General features: G+C 71.2%; 10 protein-coding genes. 7 read left to right on the top strand and 3 right to left on the bottom strand.

Annotation, left to right across the window (positions count from 1 at the left end; all coding sequences use genetic code 11):
- The first annotated feature begins 146 nt into the window (after positions 1-146).
- Together ACQP00_RS08165 and ACQP00_RS08160 are read left to right on the top strand one after the other, a co-directional pair.
- The gene (locus ACQP00_RS08165) at positions 147-1,355 is read left to right on the top strand and encodes a DUF349 domain-containing protein (protein WP_433216633.1); all 1,209 of its coding nucleotides are present in this window, start codon (positions 147-149) and stop codon (positions 1,353-1,355) included.
- A gap of 98 nt (positions 1,356-1,453) precedes the next feature.
- Entirely contained in the window at positions 1,454-2,218 is a 765-nt protein-coding gene (locus tag ACQP00_RS08160) for a maleylpyruvate isomerase family mycothiol-dependent enzyme (protein WP_433216630.1), read from the top strand.
- Here the strand turns inward: ACQP00_RS08160 and miaB are convergent, their stop codons facing one another.
- Together miaB and surE are read right to left on the bottom strand one after the other, a co-directional pair.
- Entirely contained in the window at positions 2,219-3,679 is a 1,461-nt protein-coding gene (gene miaB, locus ACQP00_RS08155) for a tRNA (N6-isopentenyl adenosine(37)-C2)-methylthiotransferase MiaB (RefSeq protein WP_433216627.1), read from the bottom strand.
- 13 nt (positions 3,680-3,692) lie between these two features.
- Positions 3,693-4,460: a 5'/3'-nucleotidase SurE gene (surE, locus tag ACQP00_RS08150; protein WP_433216624.1), complete on the bottom strand. Its 768-nt coding sequence runs from the start codon at positions 4,458-4,460 to the stop codon at positions 3,693-3,695.
- Between the two features lie 203 nt (positions 4,461-4,663).
- Between surE and ACQP00_RS08145 the strand changes: the two genes are divergently transcribed.
- The 5 genes from ACQP00_RS08145 (at position 4,664) to ACQP00_RS08125 (ending at position 10,782) form a co-directional block, all read left to right on the top strand.
- Complete coding sequence (locus ACQP00_RS08145) at positions 4,664-5,407, top strand: amino acid ABC transporter ATP-binding protein (RefSeq protein ID WP_433216621.1); 744 nt, start codon at positions 4,664-4,666, stop codon at positions 5,405-5,407.
- 110 nt (positions 5,408-5,517) lie between these two features.
- Positions 5,518-6,477, top strand: a complete 960-nt coding sequence (locus tag ACQP00_RS08140; protein ID WP_433216618.1) for a transporter substrate-binding domain-containing protein — start codon at positions 5,518-5,520, stop codon at positions 6,475-6,477.
- A 70-nt stretch (positions 6,478-6,547) separates the two neighbouring features.
- Complete coding sequence (locus ACQP00_RS08135) at positions 6,548-7,204, top strand: amino acid ABC transporter permease (RefSeq protein ID WP_433216615.1); 657 nt, start codon at positions 6,548-6,550, stop codon at positions 7,202-7,204.
- Complete coding sequence (locus tag ACQP00_RS08130; RefSeq protein ID WP_433216612.1) at positions 7,201-8,070, top strand: amino acid ABC transporter permease; 870 nt, start codon at positions 7,201-7,203, stop codon at positions 8,068-8,070. The genes ACQP00_RS08135 and ACQP00_RS08130 overlap by 4 nt, the downstream gene beginning before the upstream one ends.
- Positions 8,071-8,112: 42 nt before the next feature.
- Positions 8,113-10,782: an ABC transporter substrate-binding protein gene (locus tag ACQP00_RS08125; protein WP_433216608.1), complete on the top strand. Its 2,670-nt coding sequence runs from the start codon at positions 8,113-8,115 to the stop codon at positions 10,780-10,782.
- A gap of 80 nt (positions 10,783-10,862) precedes the next feature.
- Here ACQP00_RS08125 and rny read toward each other — a convergent pair whose 3' ends face one another.
- The gene (gene rny / locus ACQP00_RS08120; RefSeq protein WP_433223766.1) at positions 10,863-12,572 is read right to left on the bottom strand and encodes a ribonuclease Y; all 1,710 of its coding nucleotides are present in this window, start codon (positions 12,570-12,572) and stop codon (positions 10,863-10,865) included.
- Positions 12,573-13,020 lie beyond the last annotated feature (448 nt).

Here is a 13,020-nt window from a genome sequence, read left to right as displayed (position 1 = left end):
GGCACCGGAATGGTCACGGTTCGGCCGCAGGCCCTCGACCGGCCCCGGGGCACACCTGTGAGAATGCCCTGGGGAACTTTGCTGTGCGATGGCGGCGTGACGGTGGGATACCCGATCCTACGGGCGCCGGGAGCGAGGATGGGCAGATGAGCGACCCTACGGAGTTTGGACGGATCGACACCGACGGGAACGTCTTCGTGAAGACGGCCGCCGGTGAGCGCCCCATCGGGTCCTGGCAGGCCGGGACACCCGAGGAGGGCCTGGCTCATTTCGCTCGCCGGTTCGCCGACCTGGTGACCGAGGTCGACCTGATCGAGGCGAGGCTCGGCAGCGGCGCCGCCGACGCCGGCCAGTCGCTGTCCACCATCCGACGCCTGCGCAGCGGCCTCGACGAGGCCCACGTCGTCGGTGACATCGACGGCCTCGCCGCCCGGCTGGACAAGCTCACCACGATCGCCGAGGAGAAGGCCGGGGCCGCGCGGGCCGCCCGCGACGCCGCCCGGGCCGAGTCGCTCGCCCGCAAGACCACCCTGGTCGAGGAGGCCGAGGTCATCGCGGCCGAGGCGACCGGCTGGAAGGCGGCCGGGGACCGGCTCAAGGAGATCCTCGACGAGTGGAAGTCCATCCACGGCGTGGAGAAGAAGGCCGAGAGCGAGCTCTGGAAGCGCTACGCCGCCGCCCGCGACGCCTTCACCCGCCGCCGGGGCGCGCACTTCGCGACCCTGGACGCCTCCCGCAAGCAGGCCCAGGGCCGCAAGGAAGAACTGGTCATCGAGGCCGAGGGCCTGTCCGAGTCCACCGAGTGGAACGCGACGGCGGCCCGGCTCAAGGACCTCATGACCGAGTGGAAGACCGCCCCGCGCGCGGCCAAGGACACGGAGCAGAAGCTCTGGGAACGGTTCCGGGCCGCTCAGGACGCCTTCTTCAAGCGCCGCAGCGAGGTATTCTCGGCTCGGGACGCCGAGTTCAAGGGCAACCTGGACCGCAAGCAGGAGCTGCTGGCCCAGGCCGAGGCGCTCGACATCGACGGCGACCCGAAGGGCGCGCAGAACAAGCTGCGCGAGATCCAGGGCACCTGGCACGAGGTCGGCCGCGTGCCGCGCGAGGCCCAGGCCGGGCTGGACCGCCGTCTGCGCAACGTCGAGGACAAGGTCAAGCAGGCCATGGACGCCGCGTGGCGGCGCACCCCGCCGGAGGCCAGCCCCCTGCTCGCGCAGATGCGCGAGCAGGTCGCGCGGGCCGAGCAGCAGCTGGCCAGCGCCCAGGCCGCGGGCGACCAGCGGCGCATCAAGGAGGCCGAGAAGGCCCTGGAGTCCAAGCGCAAGTTCCTCGCGATGGCCGAACACACCGGCTGACGACTTACCCCGTGACGGGCCGAACCCGTCCGACATAGAAAGTTGGCCACTACACGCCGAGTGCGTGTAGTGGTCAACGCTTTTCAGGGGGTTCTTCCATGACCGATCCGCGACAGGCCATCGTCGAGCACACCCGCCGCCTGGCCGACGCGGCCGCCGCGGCCGGACCGGACGCGCCCGTGCCGACCGCACCGGGGTGGACCATCACCGAGCTGGTGGAGCACCTGGGCCAGACCCAGCACTGGGCGGCCGAGATCATCGAGCGGCGCATCACCGACCCGGCCCAGCTGCCGGCCGAGATGGCCGAACTGCCCGCCGACCCGGGCGCGTGGCCGGCCTGGCTGGCCGGCTCGGCCCAGCGGTTCGCGGACGCGTGCACGGACGAGGCGCTGGCCGCGCCGGTGTTCAACGCCGCGGCCGACGAGCGGACCGGGGGCCGGTTCTGGTTGTCGAGCATGCTCAACGAGGCGGTCGTGCACGGCTTCGACGGGGAGCACGCGGCCGGCCGCCCGCCCCGGGTCGCCCCGGACGTCGCGGCGGCGCTGATCACCAACCACCTGAAGATGCTGACCTCGCCGACGTGGGGCCTGTTCCGCGCCGAGTCGGCTCAGGCCGTCCGGGGCACCGGGCAGACCCTGGCGCTGCGGGCGACCGACGCCGCCGACGCCTGGCTCATCGAGCGCCGCCCCGAGGGCGCCACCTGGCAGTCCGGCGCGCACGACGCCGACGTGACGGTCTCCGGCCCGGCCGGAGTGCTGCTGCTGACCCTGACCCGGCGGCTCCCGCTGACCGCGGTCACCGTGGCCGGCGACGCCGCCCTGATCCAGCACTGGCTCGACAACACGGCGCACGTCGCCGGTTGATCAACAAGCCGTCGCGGGAGCCGGTGGGGTGCCGATGGTCGGCATGCCGAGGGAGACCCCGGGCGTGCGGGTGACCCGCCCGGCCTCCCAGGCGTCGCCCGCCCGCGTGCGCCGGTGCGAGACCAGCGGCGCGTCGGAGTTCAGATGGTGCGGCGCCGCGTACGTCACCGTCGCGTGCACGATGTCGCCCGGCCGGATCCCGGCGGCGGGGTCGGCGGTGAAGTGCACCAGCCGCCCGTCGCGGGCCCGGCCCGACATCCGGCCCGTCGCGGTGTCCTTGCGGCCCTCGCCCACGGCGACCAGCACCTCGAGCGTCGAGCCGGTCAGCTTCTTGTTCTCGTCCCAGGAGATCGTCTCCAGGGCCGAGATCAGCCGGTCGTAGCGCTCCTGGACGACCGCCTTCGGCACCTGCGACTCCATGGTGGCGGCCGGGGTGCCGGGGCGCTTGGAGTACTGGAAGGTGAAGGCGCTGGAGTAGCGGGCCGCGCGCACCACGTCCAGCGTGCGCTCGAAGTCCTCGTCCGTCTCGCCCGGGAAGCCGACGATGATGTCGGTGGTGATCGCCGCGTCCGGCATGGCCGCGCGGACCTTGTCGATGATCCCGAGGTACTTGTCCGACCGGTACGAGCGCCGCATGGCCCGCAGCACCGAGTCGGAGCCCGACTGCAGCGGCATGTGCAGCGAGTGGCACACGTTCGGCGTCTCGGCCATGGCCGCGATGACGTCGTCGGTGAAGTCCTTCGGGTGCGGGGAGGTGAACCGCACGCGCTCCAGGCCCTCGATGTCCCCGCAGGCGCGCAGCAGCTTGCCGAAGGCGAACCGGTCGCCGAACTCGACGCCGTAGGAGTTCACGTTCTGGCCCAGCAGGGTCACCTCGAGGACGCCCTCGGCGGCCAGCGCCCGGACCTCGTTGAGGATGTCGCCCGGGCGGCGGTCCTTCTCCTTGCCGCGCAGCGCCGGCACGATGCAGAAGGTGCAGGTGTTGTTGCAGCCGACCGAGATCGACACCCAGCCCGCGTAGGTGGACTCGCGGCGGGTCGGCAGGGTCGACGGGAAGACCTCGAGCGACTCGAGGATCTCCACCTCGGCGGCCGCGTTGTGCCGGGCCCGCTCCAGCAGCACGGGCAGCGAGCCGATGTTGTGCGTGCCGAAGACGACGTCCACCCAGGGCGCCTTCTTCACGATGTCGCCGCGGTCCTTCTGGGCCAGGCAGCCGCCGACGGCGATCTGCATGCCGGGGTGGGCGAGCTTGGTGGGGCGCAGGTGACCGAGGTTGCCGTAGAGCCGGTTGTCCGCGTTCTCCCGCACCGCGCACGTGTTGAACACGACGACGTCGGGATCGCCGTCGCCGGCGGCCGGCACGTAGCCGGCGTCCTCCAGCAGGCCGGAGATGCGCTCGGAGTCGTGCGCGTTCATCTGGCAGCCGTAGGTGATCACGCGGAAGGTACGGGTCTCAGTCATGGCATCGGAAATACTAACCCCCGACGTGCTCACCGGCCGTATCCACGAGGCCCGGCAGCTCCACGTCGGCCGCCTCGCCGGGCGGGAAGAGCGGGGTCACGGCGGCGTACCCGTCCAGCAGCCACCCGTCGTCGCTGCCCGGCTCGGCGACCTCGCCCACCTGCTCGAGGGACATCCGCACGAAGCCCTCGCCCTGCTCCCGCAGCGTCATCTGCACCATGCCGAACTCGGCCAGGTGGGCCCGGCGGATGCCGCGCAGCGCGCCGGCCTCCACGTCGGGCACGTTGACGTTCAGCGCGAACAAGCCGGTGAGCAGCGGCAACAGGTCGGCGGCGACCTCGGCCGCGGTGTCCCAGTTGGCCTCCAGCGCGTCCGGGGCGACGTCGAGCGAGACGGCCATCGCCGGGCAGCCGTTGGCCACCGCGGTGAGGGCCGCCCCGACGGTGCCGGAGTGCAGCACGGCGGCGCCGGTGTTGGGGCCCCGGTTCACGCCGGACAGCACGAGGTCGGGCGGCGGCCCGAAGGCACCGCGCGTGGCGAGCAGGACGATGAACGCGGGCGTGGCCGAAACCGCGAAAGCGGCGACGGTACCGTCGATGCCTCGCTCTTGCATTTGAATGCCCTCGCCGTCCTCGACCGCGAGCAGGGCGGCACTGGAGCCGGAGGACTCCTCGACCGGCGCGGCCACCACCACCTCGTGCCCGGCGCGGGCGGCCCACGCGGCGAGGGCGTGCAGACCGGGGCTGTCGATCCCGTCGTCGTTGGTCACGAGGATGCGCATGCCACACAGCATCGCCGGGTTGTTCGTTGTGATCAAACCTAGGGTCGTCCGGGAAACCTGTAAGGAACTGGTCAGGGACACGTGACGCAAAACGGGCGTCGTTATCGGCCCGTGACCCATGTGTCGCGGATCAAGGGCCTTTGCCCCGCTAACGTCATTCGCACCAGACAGCGCGACGAGCGTCGCTACCAGTGGGGCGGGACATGACGGCAGAGCCTTTGATCGTGCTCAGTGGCGTGAACAAGTGGTTCGGCGACCTGCACGTGTTGAAGGACGTCAACCTGTCGATCGGGCGCGGCGAGGTCGTCGTGGTCATCGGGCCCTCGGGTTCGGGCAAGTCGACGCTGTGCCGGGCGATCAACCGGCTGGAGCCGATCAACAACGGCGAGATCGTCTTCGACGGCACGAGCCTGCCGGCGGAGGGCAAGCCACTGGCCCGGCTGCGCAGCGAGGTCGGCATGGTCTTCCAGTCGTTCAACCTCTTCGCCCACAAGACGATCCTCGAGAACGTCATGCTCGGGCCGGTCAAGGTGCGCAAGGAGAAGACCGCGGTCGTGCGCGAGCGGGCGATGGGCCTGCTGCAGCGCGTCGGCATCGAGGCCCAGGCGAACAAGTACCCGGCCCAGCTCTCCGGCGGCCAGCAGCAGCGCGCGGCGATCGCCCGGGCCCTGGCCATGCAGCCCAAGGCGATGCTGTTCGACGAGCCGACGAGCGCGCTGGACCCCGAGATGGTCGGCGAGGTGCTCGACGTGATGACCACGCTGGCCCGCGACGGCATGACGATGGTCGTCGTCACCCATGAGATGGGTTTCGCCCGGCACGCGGCGAACCGGGTCGTGTTCATGGCCGATGGTCAGCTGGTCGAAGAGGCCACGCCGACCGAGTTCTTCGCCAACCCGCGCAGCGACCGCGCCAAGGACTTCCTGTCGAAGATCCTCACCCACTGACGTATTCGCACACCTCGGTACCACCGATGCGGCGCACCACCCCCGGTCGCGCCATGGCCGCCCGGCTCGCCCGGACGGCCGTTGAGGTTATGGAAGGAGCACACAAGAACATGCGAATCACGCGCATCGCGGCCTTCGCCGCCGTCGCCACGCTTTCGCTCGGCCTTGCCGCCTGCGGCAAGGAGGGCACGCCCACCCCGGAGACCCCGGCGGGCCAGTCCGGCGCCCCGCAGGCCCAGAGCGACGCCTGCACCTCGTCGGGCGCCTCGTTCACGCCGGCCACCGGCGTCGACATCGCGGGCAGCCCGACCTTCGCCCGGATCAAGTCGGCCGGCAAGGTCGTCATCGGCATCAAGTTCGACCAGCCGAACCTGGGCTACAAGGACGCCGCCGGCAAGCGCTGCGGCTTCGACATCGAGATCGCCCAGCTGATCGCCTCCAAGCTCGGCGTCGACCCGTCGAAGATCGAGTACAAGGAGGTCGCGTCCGCGAACCGCGAGACGTCGATCAAGGGTGGCGAGGTCGACTACTACGTCGGCACCTACTCGATCACCGACAAGCGCAAGGCCGACGTCTCCTTCGCCGGCCCGTACTTCATCGCCGCGCAGGACCTGCTGGTGCGCAAGGACGACACGTCCATCACCGGCTCGGACTCGCTCAAGGGCAAGACGGTCTGCTCCGCCACCGGCTCCACGCCGATCCAGCGGGTGCGCGACCAGAAGCTCACCGACAAGATCGTCGAGTTCAAGACGTACTCCGAGTGCGTGTCGCAGCTGATCGACAAGAAGGTCGACGCGGTCACCACCGACGACGCGATCCTCAAGGGCTACGCGGCGCAGAACCCGAGCATGCTCAAGGTCGTCGGCAAGCCGTTCACCGACCCGGCGACCGGCAAGCCGTACCCCGAGAAGTACGGCATCGGCCTCGCCCACGACGACAAGGCGCTGCGCGACTTCGTGAACGCCTCGCTGGAGGCGGCGGAGAAGGACGGCACCTGGCAGAAGATCTACGACGGCACGCTGGGCAAGTCCGGCTCGACCGCCACGATCCCGCCGCTCGAGAAGTACTGATCCTGACACCGGGACGCCGCCCCTGCCACGGGGCGGCGTCCCGCCCTCATTTCCCCCCGATGGGCAGCGGATGAACGAGTTTCTACACGTCCTCACCGACAACTGGGACGTCATCGGGTCCCACTTCCTGACCACGATCGAGCTGTTCCTGATCGCCGCGGTCGGTTCACTGGTCCTGGGCACCCTGCTGGCCGCGATGCGCGTCTCGCCGGTGCCCACCCTGCGCGGCTTCGGCACGGGCTACGTGCTGCTGCTGCGCAACTGCCCGCTGACGCTGGTCTTCGCGCTGCTGATCTTCGCGGTGCCGAAGCTCGACGTGACGCTGGACTACTTCCCCAGCGCCTGCATCGCGCTCATCGCCTACACGAGCGCCTTCGTCTGCGAGGCCCTGCGCTCCGGCATCAACACGGTGCCGGTGGGGCAGGCCGAGGCCGCCCGCGCCCTGGGCATGACGTTCGGCCAGGTGCTCTCGCTCGTCGTGCTGCCCCAGGCGTTCCGCACCGTGGTGCCGCCGATGATCAGCGTGCTCAACGCCATGCTGAAGAACACCACGATCGCGGCCGGCTTCTCGGTCGCCGAGGCCGGCGGCATCCTGTACTACCTGGCCGAGCGCGGCGAGAACCAGATCTACACGCTGCTGTGGGTCGCGATCGGCTTCCTGATCCTGGTGATCCCGCTGGTCGCCCTCCAGCGCACCCTCGAGCGCCGGTGGGGAATGGCCCGATGAGCAACGTCCTGTACGACCTGCCCGGCCCGAAGGCCAAGCTGCGCAACCGCGTCCTCAGCGTCGTCGGCGCCCTCGCGATCATCGGCCTGCTGACGTTCATCGTGCTGCGCTTCAACGAGACCGGCCAGTTCGACTCGCTCAAGTGGCAGCAGTTCGAGTACGCGTCGATCCAGCAGCAGCTGATCGACGGGTACATCACCACGCTGCAGGCGGCCGGGGCGGCGGCGGTGTTCGCGCTCGTGTGGGGCGCGCTGCTGGCCGCCGGACGGCTCAGCGACCACTGGTACTTCCGGGCCCCGGCCACCCTGATGGTCGAGCTGTTCCGGGCGATTCCGCTGCTGGTGCTCATCTTCTTCGCGTACTACGGCCCGATCCAGCTGGGCTACAAGGTCGGCCCGTTCTGGCCGCTGGTGATCGGCCTCACGCTGTACAACGGGGCCGTGCTCGCGGAGATCTTCCGGGCCGGCGTCCTGGCCGTGGCCAAGGGTCAGTCCGAGGCGGCGTACGCGCTGGGCATGCGCAAGACCCAGGTGATGATGTCGATCCTGCTGCCGCAGGCGGTCCGGGCCATGCTGCCGGCCATCGTCAGCCAGCTCGTGGTGCTGCTCAAGGACACCGCGCTGGGCTTCATCATCCAGCTGCCGGAGCTGCTGTACGCGGCCAAGCAGATCGGCGGCCGCCTGCCCTTCGGCCTGCCGTACGTCCAGGCGTACCTCGTCACCGCGGTCATCTACATCGGCACCTGCGGCCTGCTGTCGGCGTTCGCGTTCTATCTGCAGAAGCGGCTCATCGGCGGCAAGCGGCAGAAGACGACCGCGCGACCGGTACCGCTGACGCTGGACACCGGGGCCGCAGGACCGCATTAGGAGCGGATTGGCAAGGTTGCGCCCGATGCGTACGCTGCGCGAGTGGCGGACACTGGCTTCCGGTTGGGCATCGACTTCGGCACCTCGAACACGGTCGCGGTCCTGCGCTGGCCGGACGGGCGCACCAAGCCGCTCCTCTTCGACGGCTCGCCCCTGCTGCCGTCGGCGGTCTACGTCAACGCCGACGGCAGCATCCTGACCGGACGCGACGCCGTGCACTCCGCGCGGCTGCAGCCACACCGCTTCGAGCCCTACCCGAAGCGCCGCGTCGAGGAGGGCACCGTCTGGCTCGGCGAGCGTGAGGTGCCCGTCGCCGAGCTCGTCACCAGCGTCCTGCGCCGGGTCGCGGCCGAGGCCGAGCGGGTCGCCGGGGCCAAGCCGTCGGCCGTGATGATGACCCACCCCGCCACCTGGCCGCCGCAGCGCCGCCAGACGCTCACCCAGGCCGCCCTCGCCGCCGGGCTGGCCGCGCCGCTGCTGTCCTCCGAGCCGGTCGCCGCGGCCTCGTACTTCGTCGGCACCGTCGGCACCCACGTCCCCGTCGGCGGCATCGCGGTGGTCTACGACTTCGGCGCCGGCACGTTCGACGCCAGCGTGGTGCGCCGCAACCAGGGCGGCGGCTTCGACGTGCTGGCCAGCGAGGGCCTGCCGGACGCGGGCGGCCTCGACGTCGACGCGGCCGTGGTGGCCTACCTCGGGCGCAACTTCGCCGGCCGCGAGGGCGACCAGTGGCGGCGGCTCACCAACCCGGAGACCGAGGCCGACCGGCGCGCCGCGTGGCAGCTGTGGGAGGACGCCCGGCTGGCCAAGGAGATGCTCAGCCGCGCCGCGACCACGTACGTCCACGTGCCCCTCTTCGACGAGAGCGTCCCGATCGGCCGCGAGCAGCTCGAGGAGCTCGCCCGCCCGATCCTCAACCGCACGGTCACCGCCACCCAGATCGCGGTCAGCGCGGCCGCCCTCGGCGACCGGCCCGTGTCCGCGCTCTTCCTGGTCGGCGGGTCCAGCCGGATCCCGCTCGCGGCGACGCTGCTGCACCGCGCGTTCGGCCTGGCCCCGACCGCGATCGAGCAGCCCGAGCTGGTCGTCGCCGAGGGGGCGCTGCACCTGGCCCCGCCGACGGGGCGCGCCCCGGTCTCGGGCGCCGGGGGCGGTATCTCCTCCCCGATCTCGGGCGCCCCCACGTCGGGCGGCCGGGCCCCTGAACTCAGCGGTGACGTGGCGGCCGCGCCGGTGTCGGCCCAGCCGGTGTCGCCCGGGTTCAGCATGCCGTCGAACACCCCGCACATGCCGCCCGTCATGCAGACGAGCGCGATGCCCGTGGTGACCCCGCCGGTGCAACCGCCGCCGCGGCCGGTTTCGACGCCGCCCGTGCAGCCGCCGCGGCCGGTTTCGACGCCGCCGGCCGTGTATCACCAGCCGCCGGTGCCGCAGCAGCCCGTCACCGCGATCCCGGCGAGCCCGGCGCCGGCGTGGCAGGGGGGCTATCAGGCGGTACAACCGCCGAAAAAGCGCAGGGGAGGACAACTCGCGGCCGTCGGAGGCGGTGCGCTCGTCGTCCTGCTGCTCATCGGCGGGATCGTCTGGGCGGTCAACCGCGGCTCCGACCCGGTGGGCCCGGTCGGCCCGTCCAGCAGCGCGAACGCCGCGGCGGCGTCCCCGGCCTGCGGGCACAAGATCGCCTACCTCGGCATGTCCAGCGGCGACAACTCCGACGACGGCGTCATGATGCGCAACAGCGTCCGGCTGGCCATCGACGACTTCAACGCCGCGCACGCCGGCTGCAAGGTCGAGTTCAAGGAGTTCGACACCACCGGCACCGACGACGGCGCCAAGACCAAGGCCCAGCTGGCGGTGGACGACCCCGAGGTGATCGGCGTGGTCGGCCCGGTCTACGACAACGAGATCCTCGCCGCCGGCCCGATCCTCGAGGCCAACAAGCTGGCGATGATCACGCCGTTCGCGCCGGACGAGAAGCTCGCGCAGCGGGGCTGGGCCACGTTCCACCGCCTGATCGGCACCGACGGCGACCAGGTCCGCGCGGCTGCCGTCTTCATCAAGAACACGCTCAAGGCCAAGAAGACGGCGATCGTGTACGACGACTCCGACTTCGGCACGCTCGGCCGCACCGAGCTCACCACGGCCCTGGGCAGCGCGACGGGCGTGTCGGTGGCGATCCGCCAGACCGACACCGACTTCACCTCGGCGGTCAAGTCGATCACCGACTCGGGCGCCGACGCGGTCTACTTCGCCGGCCTCTCCGCCGACGGGATCAACTTCGTGAAGGCCCTGCGCGCGGCCAAGCCGGACCTGCCGATCGTGGGCTCGGACAAGCTGTTCACGCAGAGCTTCGTCACCAAGACCGAGGGCAAGGCGGAGGGCGTGACCATCACCTGCCCGTGCGTGCCGTCGAAGGACGCGGGGGCCGACTTCGCCTCGAAGTACCAGGGCACGTTCGGCCAGCAGGCCAGCTACTACGGGCCCGAGGCGTACGACGCGACCGGCGTCTTCCTGGCCGGCTTCCTGGCCGGCAAGGGCACCCGCGAGGACATGCTGACCTGGATGGCCACGTACAAGGGCAAGGGCGTGGCCACGAACCGCGAGATCAAGTTCGACGCGCGCGGCAACCTCGACACGGCGGACAAGGTCGTGTGGGCGTACAAGGTCAAGGGCCAGTACGTAGTTACCGACTCCGTGATCGCCCCGGCCTGACCGCCGGATGTCTGGGCTCCCCCACTGTCCTTCAGGACATCACACGGTAGACACCGGTGCCAGAAAGACCGTCCGCTGATTCAGCGCGCAATCTCGGTGACTCGGGACTCGCGCACGACGGTCACGCGGATCTGACCGGGGTAGGTCAGCTCCTCCTCGATCTGCTTGGCCACGTCCCGCGCCAGCACGGCGGCGCCGATGTCGTCGACGTCGTCGGGGCGCACCATGACCCGGATCTCGCGGCCGGCCTGCATCGCGAAGACCTTCTCCACGCCCGACTTGCCGGCCGCGATCTCCTCGATCCGCTCGAGCCGCTTGACGTACGCCTCCAGGCTCTCCCGCCGCGCGCCCGGCCGCCCGCCGGAGCAGGCGTCCGAGGCCTGGGTGAGCACGGCCTCGATGGTCTGCGGCAGCACCTCGTTGTGGTGCGCCTCGATCGCGTGGACGACCTCGTCGTGCTCGCCGTACTTGCGCGCCACGTCCGCCCCGATCAGCGCGTGGCTGCCCTCGACCTCGTGGGTGAGCGCCTTGCCGATGTCGTGCAGGAACGCCGCCCGCTTGATGATCGACGGGTCCAGCCGCAGCTCGGAGGCCATGATCCCGGCGATGTGGGCGGTCTCGACGAGGTGCTTGAGCACGTTCTGGCCGTACGAGGTGCGGTAGCGCAGCCGCCCCAGCAGCGTCATGAGCTCGGGGTGCAGGTCGGTGATGCCCACCTCGACCAGCGCGTCCTCGGCCGCGCGGTGGCAGAGCCGCTCCACCTCGTGCTTGGCCTGCTCGAAGACCTCTTCGATGCGGTGCGGGTGGATCCGCCCGTCGAGCACCAGCTTCTCGAGCGTGAGGCGGCCGATCTCGCGGCGTACCGGATCGAAGCACGACAGCAGCACGGCCTCCGGCGTGTCGTCGATGATCAGGTTCACCCCGGTCGTCGACTCGAACGCGCGGATGTTGCGCCCCTCGCGGCCGATGATCCGGCCCTTCATCTCGTCGCTGGGCAGGTGCAGGACGCTGACCACGCTCTCGGCCGTCTGCTCGCTGGCCACCCGCTGGATCGCGTCGACCACGATGTGCCGCGCGCGCTGCTCGGCCGTGTTCCGGGCGTCGTTCTCGATGTCCCGCACGAGCAGCGCCGCCTCGCGCTTGGCCTGCGCCTCGATCGTCTCGACGACCTCGACCCGCGCGGCGTCGGCGGTCAGCCCGGCGATCCGCTCCAGTTCCTGGCGGTGCCGCTCCTCGCCCTCGGCGAGCTCGGTGTCGCGCCGCGCGATCGAGCCCTCACGTTCCAAAAGATCCGCTTCGGTACCGCTGATGCGCCGGTCCCGCTCCGCCAGCCGCTCGGCCTCCTCGGCCAGCAGCCGCTCCCGCTCGTCGAGCCGGCGCTGCCGGCGCTCGGCGTCCTGCGACTGCTCCTTCGCGACCGCGGTGAGCTGGTTGACCTCGCGCTCTCCCGCCCGCCGCGCGGCCGCCCGGGCCTGCTCGGCGTCGGTCTCGGCCTGCCGGTGCGCGCGTTCGAGCAGCGAGTCGGCCTCGGCCCTGGCCGCGTCGAGGATCCGGCGGGCCTCCGAGCGAGCCGCGCTGGCCTCGGCCTTCGCGGCCGCCGCTTCGGTACGCGCGGCAGCCGCCGCCGCCCGCGCCTCATCCACGGCGGCGGTGGCGTCCTCGGCCGCGGTGCGCAGCGAGGCGAGCGAGTTCTCCTGCCGGTCCTTCTCGGCCAGGAACGCGGGATCATCGGTGGTCTGCGCCGTCACGGGGGCAGTGCCACCCAGCCGGCGCACCACCTTCAGCGCCACGATCAGGACGGCCACGACGACGACCACGAGCACCGCCAGCGCCACCGTCAGCGCGATCTGCACCCCGGTCACGCCGCCACCTGCCCGTGCCGGCCCGAGCCCGCCGTCCTGCTCACACCCACCGCCCCGTCACCTTGGGCGGTCCCGCCCCCGGTTGCCACCCTACTTGGGTCGGCGGCCCGGGTTCCGGGGCTTCCGTCGCCCTCGTCGGCGTTCATACCCGGGGCCGTGAGGCCGTCAGGGTTTGCGGGGTCGCAGAGGATGACACGGGCGCGCTCCGTCACGACGTCACCTCGCTCCGCTCGGCGCCGCGCACACGCGACGGCGGGTATGGGGGGAGGAGACGCCCGACCACTGCGCATCTAGGTACATCAATATCGAGGCCTAGAGGGCCCCGCTGCTGGGTCGCAACTAGCGCCGACACCTCCCGCAAGGCGTGGCGCTCATA

The sequence above is a fragment of the Dactylosporangium sp. CS-047395 genome (genome assembly GCF_050942185.1).
Lineage (GTDB): Bacteria > Actinomycetota > Actinomycetes > Mycobacteriales > Micromonosporaceae > Dactylosporangium.
Note: the sequence above shows the minus strand (reverse complement) of the source record. Positions and strands in the feature narration are given on the sequence as shown.

What these genes read in the sequence shown, in the direction of transcription:
- ACQP00_RS08165 (WP_433216633.1), top strand. Translation starts at nt 147, where the DNA reads ATGAGCGACCCTACGGAGTTTGGACGGATCGACACCGACGGGAACGTC.
- ACQP00_RS08160 (WP_433216630.1), top strand. Translation starts at nt 1,454, where the DNA reads ATGACCGATCCGCGACAGGCCATCGTCGAGCACACCCGCCGCCTGGCC.
- miaB (WP_433216627.1), bottom strand. Translation starts at nt 3,679, where the DNA reads ATGACTGAGACCCGTACCTTCCGCGTGATCACCTACGGCTGCCAGATG.
- surE (WP_433216624.1), bottom strand. Translation starts at nt 4,460, where the DNA reads ATGCGCATCCTCGTGACCAACGACGACGGGATCGACAGCCCCGGTCTG.
- ACQP00_RS08145 (WP_433216621.1), top strand. Translation starts at nt 4,664, where the DNA reads ATGACGGCAGAGCCTTTGATCGTGCTCAGTGGCGTGAACAAGTGGTTC.
- ACQP00_RS08140 (WP_433216618.1), top strand. Translation starts at nt 5,518, where the DNA reads ATGCGAATCACGCGCATCGCGGCCTTCGCCGCCGTCGCCACGCTTTCG.
- ACQP00_RS08135 (WP_433216615.1), top strand. Translation starts at nt 6,548, where the DNA reads ATGAACGAGTTTCTACACGTCCTCACCGACAACTGGGACGTCATCGGG.
- ACQP00_RS08130 (WP_433216612.1), top strand. Translation starts at nt 7,201, where the DNA reads ATGAGCAACGTCCTGTACGACCTGCCCGGCCCGAAGGCCAAGCTGCGC.